General features: G+C 68.7%; 19 protein-coding genes and 3 pseudogenes. 9 read left to right on the forward strand and 13 right to left on the reverse strand.

The window, feature by feature from the left end; genetic code table 11:
* From ACIBJH_RS38465 to ACIBJH_RS38485, 5 genes and pseudogenes are all read right to left on the reverse strand, one after another.
* A pseudogene (locus ACIBJH_RS38465) lies at nucleotides 1–230 on the reverse strand (hypothetical protein); the annotation flags it as partial.
* Nucleotides 231–368: 138 nt separating this feature from the next.
* A complete protein-coding gene (locus ACIBJH_RS38470; RefSeq protein WP_399121572.1) occupies nucleotides 369–1202 on the reverse strand; it encodes a universal stress protein in 834 nt (277 codons plus the stop codon).
* A gap of 349 nt (nucleotides 1203–1551) precedes the next feature.
* The gene (locus ACIBJH_RS38475; protein WP_399121573.1) at nucleotides 1552–1998 is read right to left on the reverse strand and encodes a pyridoxamine 5'-phosphate oxidase family protein; all 447 of its coding nucleotides are present in this window, start codon (nucleotides 1996–1998) and stop codon (nucleotides 1552–1554) included.
* A 49-nt stretch (nucleotides 1999–2047) separates the two neighbouring features.
* Nucleotides 2048–2797: a helix-turn-helix domain-containing protein gene (locus ACIBJH_RS38480; protein WP_399121574.1), complete on the reverse strand. Its 750-nt coding sequence runs from the start codon at nucleotides 2795–2797 to the stop codon at nucleotides 2048–2050.
* On the reverse strand, nucleotides 2790–3890 hold the full coding sequence (locus tag ACIBJH_RS38485; RefSeq protein WP_399121575.1) for a zinc-dependent alcohol dehydrogenase family protein: 1101 nt from the start codon (nucleotides 3888–3890) through the stop codon (nucleotides 2790–2792). Before ACIBJH_RS38485 ends, ACIBJH_RS38480 begins: the two co-directional genes overlap by 8 nt.
* 211 nt (nucleotides 3891–4101) lie before the next feature.
* Between ACIBJH_RS38485 and ACIBJH_RS38490 the strand changes: the two genes are divergently transcribed.
* From ACIBJH_RS38490 to ACIBJH_RS38500, 3 genes are all read left to right on the forward strand, one after another.
* Nucleotides 4102–4497: an STAS domain-containing protein gene (locus ACIBJH_RS38490; protein WP_399121576.1), complete on the forward strand. Its 396-nt coding sequence runs from the start codon at nucleotides 4102–4104 to the stop codon at nucleotides 4495–4497.
* Between the two features lie 126 nt (nucleotides 4498–4623).
* Nucleotides 4624–5205 (forward strand): hypothetical protein, encoded by a 582-nt coding sequence (locus tag ACIBJH_RS38495; protein WP_399121577.1) that lies wholly within the window; start codon nucleotides 4624–4626, stop codon nucleotides 5203–5205.
* 337 nt (nucleotides 5206–5542) lie between these two features.
* Nucleotides 5543–6361 (forward strand): hypothetical protein, encoded by an 819-nt coding sequence (locus tag ACIBJH_RS38500; protein WP_399121578.1) that lies wholly within the window; start codon nucleotides 5543–5545, stop codon nucleotides 6359–6361.
* Nucleotides 6362–6372: 11 nt separating this feature from the next.
* On the opposite strand, the gene ACIBJH_RS38505 is transcribed toward ACIBJH_RS38500, so the two are convergent.
* Together ACIBJH_RS38505 and ACIBJH_RS38510 are read right to left on the reverse strand one after the other, a co-directional pair.
* A complete protein-coding gene (locus tag ACIBJH_RS38505; RefSeq protein ID WP_399121579.1) occupies nucleotides 6373–6576 on the reverse strand; it encodes a hypothetical protein in 204 nt (67 codons plus the stop codon).
* Between the two features lie 55 nt (nucleotides 6577–6631).
* A pseudogene (locus ACIBJH_RS38510) lies at nucleotides 6632–6712 on the reverse strand (transposase); the annotation flags it as partial.
* A 235-nt stretch (nucleotides 6713–6947) separates the two neighbouring features.
* Between ACIBJH_RS38510 and ACIBJH_RS38515 the strand changes: the two are divergent.
* Together ACIBJH_RS38515 and ACIBJH_RS38520 are read left to right on the forward strand one after the other, a co-directional pair.
* Entirely contained in the window at nucleotides 6948–7316 is a 369-nt protein-coding gene (locus tag ACIBJH_RS38515; RefSeq protein ID WP_399121739.1) for a hypothetical protein, read from the forward strand.
* A 474-nt stretch (nucleotides 7317–7790) separates the two neighbouring features.
* Nucleotides 7791–8642: a methyltransferase domain-containing protein gene (locus ACIBJH_RS38520; protein WP_399121580.1), complete on the forward strand. Its 852-nt coding sequence runs from the start codon at nucleotides 7791–7793 to the stop codon at nucleotides 8640–8642.
* Between the two features lie 21 nt (nucleotides 8643–8663).
* Here ACIBJH_RS38520 and ACIBJH_RS38525 read toward each other — a convergent pair.
* Nucleotides 8664–9017: pseudogene (locus ACIBJH_RS38525) on the reverse strand (transposase family protein); the annotation flags it as partial.
* A gap of 2 nt (nucleotides 9018–9019) precedes the next feature.
* Between ACIBJH_RS38525 and ACIBJH_RS38530 the strand changes: the two are divergent.
* Both ACIBJH_RS38530 and ACIBJH_RS38535 read left to right on the forward strand, forming a co-directional pair.
* Nucleotides 9020–9487, forward strand: coding sequence for a winged helix-turn-helix domain-containing protein (locus ACIBJH_RS38530; protein WP_399121581.1), 468 nt, complete (start codon nucleotides 9020–9022; stop codon nucleotides 9485–9487).
* Nucleotides 9397–10005, forward strand: a complete 609-nt coding sequence (locus ACIBJH_RS38535; RefSeq protein ID WP_399121582.1) for a transposase — start codon at nucleotides 9397–9399, stop codon at nucleotides 10003–10005. Before ACIBJH_RS38530 ends, ACIBJH_RS38535 begins: the two co-directional genes overlap by 91 nt.
* A gap of 16 nt (nucleotides 10006–10021) precedes the next feature.
* Here the strand turns inward: ACIBJH_RS38535 and ACIBJH_RS38540 are convergent, their stop codons facing one another.
* From ACIBJH_RS38540 to ACIBJH_RS38560, 5 genes are all read right to left on the reverse strand, one after another.
* Nucleotides 10022–10915, reverse strand: coding sequence for a DUF1963 domain-containing protein (locus ACIBJH_RS38540; protein WP_399121583.1), 894 nt, complete (start codon nucleotides 10913–10915; stop codon nucleotides 10022–10024).
* Nucleotides 10916–11117: 202 nt separating this feature from the next.
* Nucleotides 11118–11822: a class I SAM-dependent methyltransferase gene (locus tag ACIBJH_RS38545; RefSeq protein WP_399121584.1), complete on the reverse strand. Its 705-nt coding sequence runs from the start codon at nucleotides 11820–11822 to the stop codon at nucleotides 11118–11120.
* 249 nt (nucleotides 11823–12071) lie between these two features.
* Nucleotides 12072–12383, reverse strand: coding sequence for a hypothetical protein (locus tag ACIBJH_RS38550; RefSeq protein ID WP_399121585.1), 312 nt, complete (start codon nucleotides 12381–12383; stop codon nucleotides 12072–12074).
* Nucleotides 12380–12622: a hypothetical protein gene (locus tag ACIBJH_RS38555; protein ID WP_399121586.1), complete on the reverse strand. Its 243-nt coding sequence runs from the start codon at nucleotides 12620–12622 to the stop codon at nucleotides 12380–12382. The genes ACIBJH_RS38550 and ACIBJH_RS38555 overlap by 4 nt, the downstream gene beginning before the upstream one ends.
* Nucleotides 12623–12771: 149 nt before the next feature.
* Nucleotides 12772–15408: an alpha-L-rhamnosidase C-terminal domain-containing protein gene (locus ACIBJH_RS38560; protein WP_399121587.1), complete on the reverse strand. Its 2637-nt coding sequence runs from the start codon at nucleotides 15406–15408 to the stop codon at nucleotides 12772–12774.
* 412 nt (nucleotides 15409–15820) lie between these two features.
* Between ACIBJH_RS38560 and ACIBJH_RS38565 the strand changes: the two genes are divergently transcribed.
* Nucleotides 15821–16477 carry a class I SAM-dependent methyltransferase gene (locus ACIBJH_RS38565; RefSeq protein WP_399121588.1) on the forward strand — a complete coding sequence of 219 codons (657 nt, stop codon included), beginning with the start codon at nucleotides 15821–15823 and terminating at the stop codon, nucleotides 16475–16477.
* Nucleotides 16478–16946: 469 nt separating this feature from the next.
* Nucleotides 16947–17492 carry a hypothetical protein gene (locus ACIBJH_RS38570; protein WP_399121589.1) on the forward strand — a complete coding sequence of 182 codons (546 nt, stop codon included), beginning with the start codon at nucleotides 16947–16949 and terminating at the stop codon, nucleotides 17490–17492.
* The last annotated feature ends 81 nt before the right edge of the window (nucleotides 17493–17573 follow it).

Genomic DNA, 17573 nt, shown 5'->3' on the forward strand with positions numbered 1-17573 from the left:
TCGATCCAGCCCTTCCCGGAAGGGGTCGCGTAACCGAAGCCGAAGGTCTTGTCGAGGAACGCCCACAGGAACACGAACCCGGTCAGCAGACGCAGCGACGCGAAAACGTACGCACGCGCCGTAACGGTCGCCGCCGTCGTGTCGGTGATGGTGGCCTGTGCCGTCCCGGTCCGGTGCAGGGACGGGAAGTGGAACCGCGGGTGAGGTTGGGGTTGGTTGTGGACTGCCATGATGCTCATCCCTTTCGAGGGAACGATGCGTTGGATCAGAGGACTCTCTCGTTGCGTCCTCAATGTCTCGCGGCGGAGGGCGCCGGCGGAGGGGCTGCAAGGCCCGGAACGAGGGGCTGAACGTCCCTGTCCGCAGGGTCAGTTGGCGGTGGGCACCACGATCACCGGGCTGTGGGAGCGGTGCAGCAGGGTGTGCGCCACCGGGCCCAGCCGCGGGCCGAACCGGTGGGTGCGGTGGTGGGCGCCGACGACCACGACGGCGCAGTCTCGCGTGGCCTCCAGCAGGGCGTGCGCCGGGTTGGTGCGGAGCGTGCGGCTCTCGACCCGGACTCCGGGGTGTTGTTCGCTCAGCCGGGACAGGGCGAAGCGCGGAACGGAGTCCTCCGCCCTTCCCTGCTGGGCGAGTTGCTCCTGGCCGGGGCTCGTCGCCGTGACCAGTGAGGGCAGTTCGGGGGTGACGTGCCGGTGGGTCCAGGAGTGCAGGACGTGCAGCGGGACACCGCGCCGCTCGGCCTCCTCGAAGGCGTAGAGCGCCGTGTCCTGGTCGTTGTCGCCCTCCAGGCCGAGCAGCACGGGCCGTCCGTCGTCGCACGGATGGTCGCCGCGGACGACTAGCAACGGGCTGTGCACCTGCGCGGCCAGCCGCAGGCTCACCGAGCCGAAGAGCAGGCCGGCGATGCCGCCCATGCCCCGGGTTCCTACGACGGTGAGGTCCGCGCCCTCGCTCTCGCGCACGAGCGTGCGCACCGGACCGCCGACGGCGTCCCTGGTCGACACCGTCAGCTCGGGGTGGCGTGCTCCGACGCGCGTGACGGCGGACGCCAGGACAGGTCCGGCCTCGTCGCTGTCGGGCACGGCGTAGACGACGGTCAGTTCGACGCCGCGCCGCGCGGCCTCGTCCGCGGCCCAGTCCAGCGCCCGTACGGAGATCAGCGAACCGTCCACTCCTGCGACCACATGATGGATAGTCATGTCCCGTTTCCCTTCTGACTGTTGTGTGCTCAAGCTGTTCGACGGGAAGGTGCCGCCAAAGCGCGCAACGGCTCCGGCGACGATGCTCGTCCTGCGCGGAGGGGCCGAGTCAGGGGCCGCAGGAACCTGATGACACGCCGTACGGCCCCTTCTTGAGGGGCCGTACGGTCCAGGCGTCGTCCGATGCGAGGGCAGAGGCGCCGGTACTCCGCAGTGCTACGGCGCGTACCGGTCGGCGACCGTCTGCTGCGAGAGCGAGCGCGGGCCCCGGCCTCGGTGAGAGGGCGGAGTGCGTTCACGGACAGGGAGCCCGAGGCAGGGCACTCGGGGCGGATCGCCCAGGCCGTCATCAGGTTGCGCCGGTGAGATCCACCCCGTACATCGAGCGCCCGCCCACGAGTTCACGGCCGGTCACCAGCTCGGGTTCGATCCGGACGAAGACCTCCTGAGACGAGGGAACCCAGGAACTCGGGCCGGATCGGAGCATGCGTTCGTGCTCGGCCGGGTCGGTCACCACGGTGGCCGACCCGGTGACGACGACGCTCCAGCCGGAGTGCACGACGGCGTCGACCTCGTCGGCCTCGAAGGCGACGACCGAGCCGTCGATCGCGCGCACCAGCTCCGAGTCCGCGGAGGTACGCAGCAGCACCGCACTGTCGTGGTCCAGACAGAAGTTCACGGGAAGTACGGCGGGCAGGGCCTGGCGGGTGTGCACGATGCGGCCGACGGGCGCCTGCCCCAGTCGGCGCAGGCACTCGTGTCGGTCCAGTTCGCGGAATCCGTCGTTGGAATACATCAGCCAGTCCGTCTCTCGCCCTGTGCGCGGGTCTGCGGGTCTGTGGGTGTCAGTCCATGTTTCGCCGTGCGGGATCGGCGGGTGAGGGGCCATCAGTCCCGCTCTCTTCGGAGAACGTCCCTTGACGCGTGGTGATCCGACGTCCGGTGAGGCTCAGCGCGTCGATACGGACCCACTCCTCACGTGAGCCACCGGCCCACGGCGTACTGTGCGCGTGTTCCGTCAGACGCCGCACGTCGTCGGCATCCGTCACGGTCCGCGCCCGGCCGAGCGCCACCACACTCCAGCCCTCGCCGAACGCTTCGTCGATACGGTCGATCTCGAAGGTCACCTGGCAGCCCGCCGCCCGGGACGGCAACGCACCGGGAGCGGTCCTGTAGACGATCGCGCCGTCGACCACGCTGTAGTTGACGGGCACGATGACGGGTCCCGAGGCGGTGGGCACCGCGACCCTGCCCACCCCGTGTGTCGACAGCAGCTCACGACACTCCTGGACGGTCAGCCCGGTGAACATCGGGGCGGAGCCGGCCCGGCCCTGGCCAGGTGTGAGATCGCTGGTGCCCCCGGCGAGGTCGGTCACGGTGGTGTCCAAGACTGCGGCGAGCCTGAGGAGAACGCTCCGGTCCGGAGCGGCACCGGGAAACTCCTCCAGGTACTGGAGGTAGCTCGCGGCCACCCCCGCGCGGTCGGCCGTCTCCTCGCGAGAGAGGTCAAGTGCCGTGCGCCGTACGGCGATCCGGCGCCCGAGATCACCCGTGGGCGATCCCTCCGTCACGCTCAGCGGGAACGGGTCAGGCATGGCTCGTCACGTCCTCTTCTTGTCCTGTTGCGCGAACGGCGACTTCCTCGTGCCGCGCCCCACCGAGCACGACCTTGAGGGCGCCGGTGTCGGCGGCCTTGGCGAAGACGTCGTACGCCTCCTGCATCGCGTCGAGCGGGAAGGTGTGGGTGACCAGCTGCGAGGTGGGCAGCCGTCCGGCGGCAGCCATGCGCAGCAGGGTGGGGGTGGAGTGGGTGTCGACCAGGCCGGTGGTGATGGTGATGTTCTTGATCCACAGGTCTTCGAGGTGCAGGGTCGCGGGCCTGCCGTGGACGCCGACGTTGGCGACATGACCGCCGGGCCGCACCATGCGCGTGCACAGTTCGAAGGTCTCCGGCACGCCGACCGCCTCGATGACGACGTCCGCCCCCATCCCGTCGGTGAGATCGGCGACCAGCTGCTCGGGGGCTTCACCGGCATCCACCACCGCATCCGCACCGAACCGCTTCGCCGCGTCCAGCCGGGCGGCGGCCAGGTCCACGGCCACGACCCGCTCGGGCGAGAACAGCCGGGCCGTGGCGATCGCCGCCAGACCGACCGGACCGGCGCCGACGACGGCGACGGTGTCGCCGGGGCGCACCTGCCCGTTGAGTACACCCACCTCGTACCCGGTGGGGAAGATGTCCGCCAGCAGGACGGCGTCCTTGGCGTCGAGCGTGCTGGGCAGCGGGTGGACGGAGAGGTCGGCGTGCGGGACCCGCACGTACTCGGCCTGGGTGCCGTCGATGAGGTGGCCGAGAATCCAGCCTCCGCCACCACGGCACTGGCCGTACATGGCCTTGCGGCAGTAGGCGCAGCGCCCGCAGGCGGTGATGCAGGAGACCAGGACCCGGTCCCCGGGCCGTACGGTCCGCACGTCGGAGCCCGCTTCCACGACCTCGCCGACCGCCTCGTGGCCGAGGACCGTGCCGGGGCGCACCTCGGGCACATCGCCCTTGAGGATGTGCAGGTCCGTCCCGCAGATGGTGACGGCGTCGACGCGCACGATCACGTCGGTGGCGTCCTTGATGCCGGGATCCGGGACGGTGTCCCAGGAGGACCGACCCGGGCCGTGGAAGACGTAACCCTTCATGACGTTCCTTCCCCACTCGGTCGACTGCCCCCGTCTGTCCAGCGTCTCCGGGTCCGTCGGTCCGCGCTTGGGCCGGTCGGCCCCATCGGCCGGGACGAACGGGGTCGTCCGTGCCGAGTGGCCACCGGGGGGCCGAACGGCCCAGGTCGAACAGTTGGACAGGTCCAGTCGGCCCTTCCGGGCGGGACCACCTGGCCGGTTGGCTCACACCATGACCGAGATCCGCACCCCCGCCACCGCACTGCGCTCCTCGGAACGGGTGATCGCCGGGACGACCGTCGTGGAACTGCACGGCGAGATCGACCTCCTCACGGGTCGGCCGTTGTCGACGCGTCTGGACACGCTGACCGCGGCCCCCTCCCCCGATCTCGTACTGGACCTGCGCGCCCTGTCGTTCATCGACTGTGCCGGTCTTGGCGTCCTGTGCCGGGCACAGAACCGGACCGCGGTCCGGGGCGGACGGCTCCGCCTCGTCACCGGCAGGAAGGGTTTCCTGCGGATCCTTCGCCACGCCCAACTCGACGATGTCTTCGAGATCCACGCGCGACTGTCGACCGCCCTGGCCACCGGGCCGGACTCCGGCGGCGCAGCCGCCACGGCGGGCTGAACGGCCCATCCGGGCCCGGGTCGAGGTGCCGATGGGGTACCCGACAGCCCCTCTTCGGCCCATGCCGGCCCGCATTCCGGACTGACAGCTTCGTATAAGGAGGCCACGACGAGGAGGTGCGGACTCATGGGCAGGAACAGGCGTCTGAAGAAGCGGCTGTGGCGATTGCGGAGCAACCCGTTGCGCCGGCACGACGACATCGTCGAGGCCTGGATCGTCCTGGTGATGTGGACGGTGGTCCTGGTGGGCGGCGCACTCTCCGGCCTGGTGACGTTCCACGCCGCCGACGAGGTGTTCTCCGCGCAGCGCACCGAGCGCCACTCGGTACAAGCGGTGCTCCTCGCGGACACCCCGTCTCCCAGCTCGACGGTCGGCGGAGCCCGGGACCTGATCAAGGCGGAGGTCCGCTGGACCACCGCCGACGGCACCCGCCGTACGGGCAGCACGCTGGTGGAGACGGGGAAGAAGGCCGGATCCAAGGTCGTGGTCTGGGTGAACGCCGCGGGCAATCTCACCTACGAACCCCCGAGCCGGACCGACGCGACTCTCGAATCCGCAGTCCTGGGCCTGATCGCGACGGTCGCCTTCACCGGTCTGGCGATCGGCACCGGAGCCGCCGCGCGATACCGGCTGGATCAGCGCCGTATCGACTCCTGGGACACGGAGTGGAAACTGGTGGGACCGAGCTGGGGCCGCAAGACGAGCTGACCCAGGCACACGGCACGCCGGCGGCGGACTCGCCGATACCGATGCACGCGGAGAGAGACCCAACGGGCGACGGTGGGAGGAACCGGCAGCCGGGCAGGTCCGACGCCGTGGTAATCAGCCTGATGGCCCGCCGACTCACCAGAGAATCCGCCCCGATCCGGCGAGGGTTCTCACGCCTCACCAAAGCCGCATCTCAGGACGAGACATCGGAAGAAAACGCACCACGAGGACCCGCCGCCCGCTTCGAACCCCGCGAAACGTGAGTTTTCCGTCATGGCCGACGGGCGACTTCACCTGGGAGCATGACTGTCCATCGGGTGGACGGGGGGAAAGCGGGATGACCACTGCGCACAGACGGGTCCGTGCGGCCATGATCGTTGCGGCGGTGCTGGCGGCCGCCGGCTGTTCCGGCGGGGGCGATGACGACACCGCTTCCAGCCCCTCCGCGACGACGACCGCGGCGGCCCCGGCCACCACCCCTTCGACGGCCTCACCCACCCCCGCGGTCAAACCGTCGGACGCCTACCCCACGAACGCGGCCGGCTGCCATCCGAACGCGAAGTGGAGTACGGCGAAGGCGGTGGACTGGGTCGACTGGGGGCAGATCGGCACACCCGCCCTGGGCCCGGGAGAGGTCCGGTTCCCCAAGTCCATGCCCGGCTTCGACGGACCCCTGTGCGACCGGGTGACCGTCCAGGTCCAGTACTGGCGCGTCAACTACCGGCCGTCCAGCGCCACTTCGGCCGCCGACCCGCTTTCGAGGGAGGTGAACTACGACTACGCCCTGCAGTCCCTCAAGCGCACCCAACTGCAGATCGACGGCCGCAAGGTCCACGACGTGAAACCTCCGAAGGGCTTCGCCTCGGCCAAGGCCGGCCCCTGCGACGGCTTCCTGGAGGCGATCTACGTCGGCACACCGCTCAAGAACCGCGAACTGCCGACCAAGATCAGCACGGGCAACACGATCGTCGGCGACGACGTCACCTTCCCGACCAAACGCGTGGTCGACTACCACGTGTTCGCGCCGTCCGCGCCCCAGCTCTGCGACGACAACGGCACCCCCACGGCATCCCCCGCACCGTCCGGCTACCCGTCGTCCGGCTTCGGGCTGTCCACGCCGTCCTACCCCGCCTTCGACCTCACCCCGAAGAGCTGAACGGCCGAGGACTACGCCGACACGCGCGCCCGCGCGAAGCCGCCGTCGCCCTTGCCGCCCACCGTCTGCAACGCCGCGCCGGTCAACCTCGCGTGGCTGCCGACCAGTTCGACCACGGCCCGGCTGCCCACCACGTCCGGCGAGGTGCCGCGAGCGTCGGCGACCTGCCCCGCCGTACGACGTTGCCGACCACAACTCGCCGAACGCGAAGACACGATCGGAGAAGGCACCAGGACGCACTCGATGCGGTCGAGCTCGGCGCTACGGTCCGGGTGACCCCTTCCAGGTCCTGGTGGGCTGGAAGGTGACGCCGCGGCGGGCGGGCAGGCACGGTAACGCCTCGCGGCCGATCCAACCGCCGGAACCCTCAACCCTCAACCCGGTGAACCTATGCGGTCAGGGCACTAATCGCCGTCGTGGCCTACTGCAACGCGACGTCCCGGGCCCGGCCGGCCACCCTCTCTCCCCCCGCCCACCTGGCAATCCCTTTGCGCGACCGAGCAGGTCGCCCCTAGCGTGCAAGCGCATAGGAACCGTGCGCCCGGGCAGCGCACCACACGAATGAGGAGCGACCACCGTGGGAACCATGGTCTCGGTCAGGGGCTGGCTGGAGTGTGACGACGGACAGCTGGCCCAGATCAGGGCGATCGTGGAAGCAGACGATCCGGAGCGCACCTACAGCGGGGGCTGGGCCTTCCCCGCTCGGCAGTACAACGACGTCAAGTGGGCCTTCTACGGGGGCAACATCCGCGCGGTGTCGCTCGACTGGTTCGAGGAGAGGTTGCGTCAGATCGCCCGGATCCCGGCCTCCTACCAGGATGACGAGTACGACGAGAGGCCCCGGGGGCTGTTTCTGATCAGCCACGACGTCGACGGCATGAGCGAGTGGAGGATCCACAGCGGCGGCCTGGAGATCGGCCTCCCGGATGGGGATTACCGCTACCTCGACGCCTAGGGCCTGTCCGGCCGATCAAGTCGCAGGAAACCAGCGGTGCCTGATGGGCGCCGGTGAGCGGGATCTGGTGCGTGCAGCTGCAAGGCGGAGGAGGGCGGCGACGCGGAGCGTCGGCAACCGACGACAACGCGGCAGATGCGCGTGCCAGATCCCGCGTCTGCGGCATGATCGGCCGGACAGGCCCTAGCCGGATCGCGAAGTCGCATGGGAGCACCAGGGCGTGTCTCTCGACTTCGTTGGGGCATGAGGGGCTTCGCCGATGCTCGTAGACTCATGACGTGGCATTCATGAGCACCCCGCACTGCTGCTTCCTGTGATCGGAAGACATTGAGGGCGATGCCGGACGGCGTCGCCCTCCTTGGTGTGCCTGCTGTGTGAACCACTCTCCCGACGCTGCCCGTTCCTTCTGAGGCAGTGATGCTCCGAGCACGCGCAGGCACGGTCTCTTCCCTTCACCGTTGCCAGGAGTGCCTTATGCCCGTGTCGCTTCCCCCTGCCCTCGAACTCTCCCTCGACCTGCTGCGCTGCCCAACGTGCCGCACGCGTCACCTGCACCCGGGCTGCGGCGCTTTGCGCTGCCCGGTGGGCCACACCTTCGACATCGCCCGTCACGGCTACGCCGGCCTGCTGACGGGCACCCGCGTCACCAGCGGCGACGACGCGGCCATGATCCAAGCCCGGAACCGGTTCCTGTCCACCGGTACCTACGCGCCCATCCGCGACGTCGGGGCCCGCCTGGCAGCCGACGCCGTCGCTGAGCGGGCCACGGTCGTGGACGCGGGCTGCGGCACGGGCTACTACCTGGCCGGCGTACTCGACCGATTGCCCGGCGCCCGAGGTCTGGGGCTGGACACGTCGGTGCACGCACTGCGCTCGGCAGCCCGGGCCCACGACCGGGCCGCGGCGGTGGCCTGGGACGTCTTCCGTCCCTTCCCTCTGGCCGACGGGGTGGCCGATGTCGTGCTGGACGTGTTCGCCCCGCGCAACCCGGCCGAGTTCCACCGCGTGCTGCGCCCGACCGGCCGGTTGATCGTGGTCCGTCCCACCGGGCGGCACCTGGCCGAGCTGCGCGACCGGCTGCCGACGATGGTCACGATCGACCCGGCCAAGGAACAGCGACTGCACCGGACACTGGACCCGTTCTTCGAGAGCACCGTCACCGAACAAGTGGAATACACCGCACCCTTGACCAGGCCGGAAGCCCTGGATCTGGTGGCGATGACACCGAGCGCACGCCACGTGAGCCCAGCAAGTCTGAACAATGACGGACTCCTGCCCGATGAGGTCACCGTCTCCGTGCTGGCCACCGCCTACCAGCGTCGATGACCACGAGCGAGCGCGTGCGTTTCAGCGTTGACGCTCCAGGGTGAGGACTGCGGCGGCGATTGACGTCATTCGATTCGGGCTGCACCGGGATCTGCGGAAGATCCGCCAGGACTTCAGTCGTGCGATGCCCCGCTCGACCGGTGCCCGGGCTGCGGACAGCGCACGGTTGACGGTTTGCTGGGTGGGTGTGAGGTCACGGCCCGGTGGGCGTCTGAGGGCCGTCGTCACCCATGGGCCGGCTCCCATCTAGGCACGGTCGGCGGGCACCGGGACGCCCTGGCGCGCACAGATCCTGATGATCCGGTGGGTGCGGGCCGCGGTCGGGTCGTGCGCGCGGCCGGGCAGTGCGGGCGAGATCCACAGCGGCCGGCCAGACCGTGGAACGTTTCGAGGGCGGCCGGAAGAACGCGGAGATTGCCACTGCCCTGCGTGTCAGCGTGCGATCGGTGGAGCGGTGGCACCGGGCCTGGCGCGAGCTTGGCGAGGCGGGAGTTCTGTCGAAGGGGTCGCCGGGAAGACCTCGGCTCGGTGAAGTCCAGGTCGCCTGGCTGGAGCGGGAGTTGGAGCGCGGTCCACTGGCTCACGGCTGGGCGGACCAGCGGTGGACGCCGGCACGGATCAAGACGTTGATCGGCCGACTGTTCCATGTCTCCTCCACGGTCGAGGGCACCTGGCGGCTGCTGAAGCAGCGCCGCTGGAGCTGGCAGCAGCCCGCCCGGCGGGCGATCGAGCGCGATGACGACGCGGTCGAGGTGTGGAGGAAGGAGACCTGGCCGCGGGTAAGAGCACCGCGGCGGAGCGCGGGGCCTGGGTCGTCTTCGAGGACGAGGCCGGGCAGTCGATAACTCCGCCGCGTGCCAGGACCTGGGGCCGGATCGGCCAGACCCCGGTCGTGAGGGTGAGGGGCCGTGGCTCCGGGCGGGTGTCGATGGCGGGCATGGCCTGCTACAAGCCGGGCGAGCGGTCCCGGCTGATCTACGCGTTTCGCGAGTACCGGGGCCGCAGGGGCGAGCCGAAGGGCTTCGGCCGGCGCGAGTTCCGCGACCTGATCGTCCGCGCCCGTATCCAACTCGGCGGCCCGATCGTGCTGGTCCGGGACAACGTCCGCCTGCACCTGACGGCTGGCGTGCGTGCGTTCATCGCCGCGAACGCCGAGTGGCTCACCGTGTTCCAGCTGCCCACCTGTGCCCCGGACCTCAGCCCGCGGGAAGGCGTGTGGTCGCTGGTCAAGCGCGACATCGGCGATCTCGCCGCCGCCGACCTCGGTCAGATCACCCGGGCCGTGAAGCGCAAGCTCAAGACGCTGCAGTATCGCCCCGAAGTGATCGACGGCTGCCTCGCGGGCACCAGTACGGCCCGTTGATCGAAGCAGCGCGCAGTCAAGAACAATCTGAGCGGTAGGCGAAGGGCCTGTCGGAGCAGCTGGTGCATTCGAACAGGTAGATGCCGCCCATGTCGCCGAGCATGAGCCCAGGGGGGCATTGGATCTCGGTGCGTTGTTCGTATGGAAGGTCCCAGATGGTTCCCCTGGCCGGGGTGTCCTCGATGGGCAGCCACCTGCGCCAACTCTTGCCATCGAACTCGTTGCTGTTGATCGTCAGGAGATGCTCCATGCGCACACGGCATGTCGGGCACGTCGGCCAGTTGGGCTCCTGCGTCCACGTCGGATACCCGCCGACCTTGACGCCGTCCGACACGGAGAGGTGGGACCAGTAAGACCAGCCGGTTTCCTCCTCCAGCTGTTCGAACCTGGCTTCGAGCGCGTCGGCGACCTCGTCCGGGAGGTCCCAGTTGGGGTAGTCGGTGACACGCTCAGGGTGCACGACGCACGGGTCCGGAAGGTAGTCGTTGTCAGCGCCGGTCGGGCGGGGTCGGTCGGCCGGCTGCAGGTCGCTCAGGGAGCCGTCTCGCCAGTAGATCTCGGGGCGGGGAACGTAACCGTCCTCGTGATCGAAGGGGCACCACAGCACCTGCAGCAGATCGGTGGCGCTGGGGAAGGCCAGGTCAGGCACGTCGGCCGCGAAGAGCTGGAGTACCGGGACGAGCGGGATCGGTCCCTGGGCGGGAGGGGAGAACGCCGTGCGCGGGTGGTCGTCCTCGCAGTGGGGCCAGGACTCCGAGAGCGGCCAGAGCACGGGTCCGCCGAGCGAGCTTTCCCGCGCGCTCGGATCGCCGAGGCGCGGATGCAGGCGAACGGCCGTCTTCCGATAGCCGGCCACCTCAGGGAACAGCGTCTCGACATCGAGCGGACGTGGCGGGGTGGTGCGAGCCATCGGAGTGCTCCTCACAGACCAAAGCGTTGGCTTGGCCACGGCCGAGGCCGCGGTGGGCTGAGAGTAGCCGCACGGTCCGTCGGATCCAGCAGCAGGCCCCCGTTCTCGGTCACCGGACAGCGCGCGGTCGGCCCTGACAACACCCGACATCACGATTTCAAGTTCGGCTGACTCAGCCGAGAGTGGCAAAGAGGTGAGATAGTCAGCCCTCAGGCTTCGCGACCACCCATCTCCCATCTTCACTGAGCCAGCGATCGAGCTGCAGCCGGGCCCGGTTCAAGTCTGTGCTCAAATCGCTGTCATCGAGAAGGCACGCTACGTATTCCTGCTCCCAGTGCCGATCTCCGATGGAATATCTGGCGACTACTGACACTAAGTCGCACCCTGCAGAGTTCCTTGGTTCCACTGTTGTCTCGCATTCGATGCCCGCACCCAAATATCTAGACCCGCCGGCCTCTTGCGCCCATCTGCGCGTGAAACGCTGTATGAGCACCACTCCGTCCTCGGCAACGTGGTGACGGCAGGTGGCAAGTATGCCATTCCGTTCCGCGACATCAGGCACGTTGACCAGGTGCGACGCAAGTAGCACGACATCAAATTTGCGATCGAGGCGCAGGCTCTCAATTGTTGAGCATATCGTCTCGGCCTGCTGAATACGGGACAGCATTTCTGTCGACTCGTCGACTGCCGTCATATGATGTCCGGCAGCCGCAAGCGGATGCGTCAAGCGACCGGCACCCGCTCCAAGATCGAGAATGCGGGCATTCGGCGGGAGTGCAGGCTCGATGATTGCAGGTATATCGCCGGGCGGCAGGGTGGCCCATAACTCCACTGCACAACCATCCGGCGTGATTGCGCCAGGACCGCGCCCAACTACGTGTGAGTGACGTTGACCTTGCTTACCCACGAGCCTCAACCCTTCAGATCCTCAAGCTATTAGATCTAATCGGAAACTTGCGTGACGATCTTGGTTACGAACGACCCGCGCGGGCCGTGAGTACCCTATCGCCACCATCACAAAAGCTGCGTTAAAGATAGGAAGTGCCGCGAAGGTGGTGGCAACTTCGCGGCGCAAACCCATACGCGGAATGGCACCCTCTGCCCGATTCTTCGTTTCGTTTGAGACAGGCGGGCAGGTCGTGGCAGCGTCGGTCGGCTATCGCCTGGGCAAGCCCGGCTCGGTTTCGATCAGGATTCCGCGGTCGGCCAGCCGCTTGAACTTGAGGCGGGTGTTGTTGATGTTGTTGGGCGCGACCGGCAGGTCCAACGCCTCGCACACCTGCCGGGCCCGCAGCGGCTGGTCGGTTGCGGTGAACACCGCAATGATCTGCTGGCAGGCCGGATGTTCCGGCAGTTTCGGTGTCGGCGGCGCGGCCGGTTGCGGTCGGGCAGCGCCAGCGGTGATCTCACGTTCCCGCTCCTCCAGCCGTGCCGGCACCGCGCCGAGGCTCAGCCCCCCGTCGGTCATGCGGGCACGGCTGCCGAGGTCAGCCGGCGCAATATCACCGCGGTCATCGCCCAGTACACCCACGACTCCGAACTGCGGGGCAGGTGCTCGTAGTCGCGCACTAGCCGGCGGTGCAGCTTCAGCAAGCCGACCGCGCCCAGGAGCAGAAGCCCGTCCACGGACAGCGGCCGGACCCATGCTTCCGGATCAAAGCCGCTCTTCTGCGAGGCCTTCTGGCCGGCTTCGGTGTCATCAGTCATCGAGACCACCGCCGGGCCAGAGCCCCGCCGACACACGAGCCGGGCCGTACGCCTCGTTCGCAGTGAACCGCTCCGGGACAGGCAGACCCGCGTTGGCCTGTCCCGGAGCGGTTCACTGCGATGGCGGGCCAACGAGGCCCAGAATGGCGTCAGTTGTCGCGCGTCTCGCTCACGAGGCTGTGCTCGCCCGGGCCGAGGCCCGACACCGTGACCGTGCCGTCGGTCACGGTGGCGTCACGGGTCGAGGCCCGCTTCCCGTCCCAGAGGGTTCGCCGGCCGACGGACACGCGTTGCCCGCGCGCGTCACCAGGCAGGGCGACGGAACCCTGGGTGTGCTTGGGTACGCGGACGGTGAGGCGGAAGACGCGGGTGCTGTTCTCCCACTCGACGCCCAACGGGCCATGCGGGGTGGGGAGTTGTCCCGTCGCCCAGTCGACGGCGCCGGGCTGCGGCCGTACTTCCCAGGTGGCGTAGCCGGGTGAGGTCGGTCGGGCGCCGAGGAGGTTGTTGGTGAGCGCGGGCAGGACTCCGGTGGACCAGCCGTGCGCCATGCTGGTGTACGCGTCCTCGTAAAGGGACCCGTTCGGGCCGATGCCCTCCCAGTTGGTGATGCCGGGGTCGTTCTTGTCCATCCAGCCGTACATACGGCGGATCTGGTCGAGCGCGGAGTCGACCTGACCGGTCAGGAAGCGGGCCTCGATCTCCGGGTACGAGGTGAAGGCGTAGACCCGCTGGGAGGCCTGGTCGAAGATGGTGTCGTTGTCCATGAAGGCGTTGCCGTACGGTCGTTTCGTCGTCGCGTCGAGATGGGCGAGCGCCGAGGTGGCACGGTCCGCGTCGGCGATGCCGGTGACGACGGCGAGGGAGTTGCCGTCCTGCGCGTGGCGCACCGCACCCGTCGAAGAGTCCAGGTAGGCACCCGCATCCGCGTCCCAGAGCAGCGAGTTGACGGCCTGCGCGACCTTGTCCGCCCGCTCGCTCCAGCGCGTGGCGTCGGCCTTCTGGCCCAGCAGAGTCGCCAACTGGGCGGCGTTCTGGAGGGCTTGGACGTAGAGCGCGTTGTAGTAGGTGACCCGGCCGGTGCGGCCGAGGAACGCGTAGTCGCCGTAGCCACCGGTGCCGTTGAGGCCCTTGCTCAGCAGGCCCGCGTCGTCCGTGACGCTGGGGTACCAGGTGTCGAGGACCTTCAGCAGGGTCGGGTAGTAGCGCGTCGCGTACTGGCGGTCCCCGGTGTAGAGGACGTAATCCCAGCTGCAAGTGACCCAGTACAGCGGATAGTCGAAGAGCGGCAGGGTGTAGTTGCCGATGGAGGCGGGCGGTATCCAGCCGTCGGCGCGCTGGTGGTCAGCGAGGTCGGCCAGGACGTTGCGGGCCGCGGTCGCCGCGTCGTCGTGGGTGAGGTAGAGGGTGCGCGCGGAGACGGCGAGGTCGCCGACGTACGGGTCGCGGTCGCGCTTGGCACCGTCCTGGAGGACCGACTTCCCCTCCAGCGTGGCACTCCAGGCGTTGCGCGGATCGACGTCGTCCTGGCGGAAGGTGTCGGTGACCAGTTCGTTGGTGTACGCGGCGCCGTACCAGTAACGATTCAACTCGTCGTCGGAGCACAGGAACCAGCCCCGGTAAGTGCTCGGTGTGCCCACGTACGCGGTGAACTGCAGGGCCACGGAGTCGATTTCGACCGTCCCCCAGGGCTGTGCGGCGGGGCTGTCCGTGACGAGTGCGTCGAGGCTGATCTTGAGGTAGCGGAATCCGTGCAGTCCGTCCGCGAAGACCTTGTCGCCGGCCTGGAAGCCTTTGTGGTCGGTCCAGTTGGCGCCCTTCGCGGGTACGGCGAACTGGTCCGTGCCCTGTCCGGCGCCGCCCGCCTGGTCGGAGCGGGTGAAGTCCGAGCGGTCGGTGAGGAATTGGCGGGTCTCGGAGAACGCGACGCGTACACCTGGGGAGTTGGTGGAGGCGGAGGTGAACCTGATCTGCGGATATCCGACCACGACCTTGCCGAAGTCCACCGTGACGCTCGGAACGGGGATCGGCTCGACCGGTGCGGGCCAGACCTCGTTGATCCGGGTGAAGTTGCCGTGCGAGGTGTCCTGTGCGTGGGTCACGGTGATGCGCACACGGTCGGTGCCGACCGGCTCCGTGAACGGAACTGCCCTCTGCACCGCGTCGTTGCCCGCGACCGTCGCGGCGGTGTGCCAGTCGCCGTCGCGCCACACGTCGACGGTGTAATCGGTGGGCACGCCGTCGCTGTTGGAGATCACCGTGATGCCCTGCAGGGTCGCGACCTGGGGCGCGGTGATGGTGAGGACGTCGGGGAACACACCGAGCGTGTCGTCGTTCCAGAAGGTGTCCGGGTTTCCGTCGATCGCGTTGGAGGCGTCGTAGGTGCGCGGCTGACCGTCGTTGCCGTTGTTGCCCGCGTGTGCCGACGAGGCCTCGGCCGTGGTGCCGGCGGGCCAGGCGGGCGCCGCCGCGGGCTGCGGGCGGCGGAGGACGGATCTGGAACCGCCGGGCTTGAGCAGCGCGTCGGGGTTCTTCACGTCTCCGGTCGACGCGACGATCCGTACCGGCCGGACCGTGCGCGAGGACGGCCCCTGGACGTATCGGTGCCAGCCGCCGGCGCGGCGCGACGGACTGCCGGAGAACGAAGCGGAGGCTTCCGCGGCGGGGAGCGCCTCCGCGGTGGGAAGTCCGGTCGAGAGGGACACTGCGGTGAGTCCGACGGTGCCTGCTGCGGCCAGAGCTGCGCGACGGGAAATGCCTTTGTCCGGTGTGCTGTTCGACGCCATGCTGTCCCCTTGTGCGGCAGTGGATTGAATCGTTTCACTCGGCAGCTGCGTGGTGACGCTATCTCGAACACCGGATTCCCGTACAGCGATGGGACAGAAGTTGTTCGACGCGTCCGGCGTCGGTCAGGTCGTGCGGGGAATCCGGTCAGAGGTGGCATCCACGGCGCCCCGCGCACGGTCGGACGGGGGCGGAACTCGGCCAACTGGCCGTCGCCTTCCGGTCATTGACATCGCCGCACGAGTCGCGCCGTGCACCGCACCGACCATGGACGGACCATGGTCAGTGGTCGTCCGCCCGTCAGTAGGTTGTTCCTCAACCCGGTTCCTGTGGCCGCGTCCGGCAGCCCGGGAGCGGTTGAACTCTCTTCGGAACAGGGGTGCGCATGCCGCGGGGACTTGATGGACTGGGGCAATGAAGATCTTGTCGCCTCGTGTGCTGCGGGCTCTTGAACGCTTCAACGCCGCATACCCCTGGGACCACAACGCCCACTACCATCGCTGGATCCTGCGGCAGTTGCCGAGGCGCTTCCACCGCGCACTGGACGTCGGTTCCGGCAGCGGTGACCTTGCAAGGCTCTTGGCCGGACGAGCCGACACCGTGCAGGCCGTCGATTCCGATCCGGTGATCACCGCTCAGGCCCAGAAGCTGACTCCGCCCGGGCTCCCCGTCACCTTCACCGTCGCCGATGCCCTGGCCGAATTCCCGGCCGGCCCGTACGACGTCATCACGTGCGTCGCCACGATCCACCACCTGCCGTTCGCCCAGGCACTCACCTGTTTCCGCCGTCATCTGGCGCCGGGAGGGACCCTGGTGATCGTCGGCCTGTCCCGCGCGCAGACCCCGGCAGACCACCTGCTCGGTGCCGTCGCCATTCCGGCCAACGCCGCCACGGGCTGGCTGAAGAACAAGGGGCGCCCCTCGCAACGGCCCGTCTCCATGACGGCACCTACTCGCTCGGCGGACATGACCTTCGACGACATCGTCCGTGAAGCCGGAGACATCCTCCCCGGCGCCCGGCTCCGGCGACGATTGTTCTGGCGCTATACGCTCGTGTGGAATCAGTCCTGAGCGGCCCGCGGCCCCTTCGACCGAGTGTCGGTGCAGAGGCTCCTGCCGGTCAGGGGGCAGGGGGCGCGGCGAGCGAACGACTCGGTCGTGGTGGGGAGCACTTGGCGGGCGCCGACAGGACCTCCTGTCGCCGTGACACACAGGCAGACGACCGGCCGATGGGGTACGGGTGTCGTGCGGAGTCGGCCACCCTCCGCCCCGACAGTTCCTCAATTCCTCAGTTCCTCGACGACCCGTTCCACCTACGTCACGCGCCCGCAGGTGCTGCGAGGACTCCGGCAGCCCACCGCTCGCCGAACTCCGAGGCGGCCCGGAGCGGCAGATCGACGCCGGTCTCCGGCCTGCTCGGTGGGACCGTCGAAGACGCCGTGCGGGCGTCGAGTGCCCCACACGCATCACCGATCCCGCGCAAACAGGACGCTGATCGGTCGCTGACAGGATCTTCATACCCTGCCGGGATGTTGGCGCCATGTCCTCCTTCATCCATCCCGTGCGCTACGGCATCGTCGGTCCCGGCCTGACAGTTCTCGCAGCCGCCACGACCCTCGTCATGCTCACCTCCTGCGGCAGCGGTGGGAAAGGCACCCGCGACGAGGGTGTCGCCTCCATCGCCACTCCTTCCGCCAGGGCCAGACAGACGGCGGATCCGGACGCCGGACACGTGCGGATCCGGCTCGACGACAACGAGCAGGACGTCAACAGGCTCTGGGACGCCTGGACGGACTGCCTCCACGATCACGGTGTGCCGACCGGCCGGAAACCCACCCCCGACAGCCCGGCGCTCAAGGCCTGCGAGTTGAAATACCCTCTTCAGCCGGTGGAAATGGATCCGGCGAAGAATCCCCGCTACAGCGACGGTGTGCGGGCCATGGTCAAGTGCATGAACGGTCACGGGATCAAGAGCGTGGTCTCCGACGGGAATTGGGGGCTGGCCAGCGGTGACAGCATGAACCTGCCCGACTTCGGCAAGTACAAGATCGAGTGCCAGGTGAAGTCCTTCAGCGACAACGGCTGACGGACCCGTCGACAACACACCTGCCCGAGCCGGCCGACCAGCTCGCCGGACCGCGGTACGACTTTGGTCGCCCGTGGTCGC

The organism is Streptomyces sp. NPDC050548 (assembly GCF_044457385.1).
In the GTDB taxonomy this organism is placed as follows: domain Bacteria; phylum Actinomycetota; class Actinomycetes; order Streptomycetales; family Streptomycetaceae; genus Streptomyces.

Excerpts from the sequence above, each read along its gene's own strand:
- ACIBJH_RS38470 (WP_399121572.1), bottom strand. The coding sequence starts at position 1,202 with ATGACTATCCATCATGTGGTCGCAGGAGTGGACGGTTCGCTGATCTCC.
- ACIBJH_RS38475 (WP_399121573.1), bottom strand. The coding sequence starts at position 1,998 with ATGTATTCCAACGACGGATTCCGCGAACTGGACCGACACGAGTGCCTG.
- ACIBJH_RS38480 (WP_399121574.1), bottom strand. The coding sequence starts at position 2,797 with ATGCCTGACCCGTTCCCGCTGAGCGTGACGGAGGGATCGCCCACGGGT.
- ACIBJH_RS38485 (WP_399121575.1), bottom strand. The coding sequence starts at position 3,890 with ATGAAGGGTTACGTCTTCCACGGCCCGGGTCGGTCCTCCTGGGACACC.
- ACIBJH_RS38490 (WP_399121576.1), top strand. The coding sequence starts at position 4,102 with ATGACCGAGATCCGCACCCCCGCCACCGCACTGCGCTCCTCGGAACGG.
- ACIBJH_RS38495 (WP_399121577.1), top strand. The coding sequence starts at position 4,624 with ATGGGCAGGAACAGGCGTCTGAAGAAGCGGCTGTGGCGATTGCGGAGC.
- ACIBJH_RS38500 (WP_399121578.1), top strand. The coding sequence starts at position 5,543 with ATGACCACTGCGCACAGACGGGTCCGTGCGGCCATGATCGTTGCGGCG.
- ACIBJH_RS38515 (WP_399121739.1), top strand. The coding sequence starts at position 6,948 with ATGGTCTCGGTCAGGGGCTGGCTGGAGTGTGACGACGGACAGCTGGCC.
- ACIBJH_RS38520 (WP_399121580.1), top strand. The coding sequence starts at position 7,791 with ATGCCCGTGTCGCTTCCCCCTGCCCTCGAACTCTCCCTCGACCTGCTG.
- ACIBJH_RS38540 (WP_399121583.1), bottom strand. The coding sequence starts at position 10,915 with ATGGCTCGCACCACCCCGCCACGTCCGCTCGATGTCGAGACGCTGTTC.
- ACIBJH_RS38550 (WP_399121585.1), bottom strand. The coding sequence starts at position 12,383 with ATGACCGACGGGGGGCTGAGCCTCGGCGCGGTGCCGGCACGGCTGGAG.
- ACIBJH_RS38555 (WP_399121586.1), bottom strand. The coding sequence starts at position 12,622 with ATGACTGATGACACCGAAGCCGGCCAGAAGGCCTCGCAGAAGAGCGGC.
- ACIBJH_RS38560 (WP_399121587.1), bottom strand. The coding sequence starts at position 15,408 with ATGGCGTCGAACAGCACACCGGACAAAGGCATTTCCCGTCGCGCAGCT.
- ACIBJH_RS38565 (WP_399121588.1), top strand. The coding sequence starts at position 15,821 with ATGAAGATCTTGTCGCCTCGTGTGCTGCGGGCTCTTGAACGCTTCAAC.
- ACIBJH_RS38570 (WP_399121589.1), top strand. The coding sequence starts at position 16,947 with ATGTCCTCCTTCATCCATCCCGTGCGCTACGGCATCGTCGGTCCCGGC.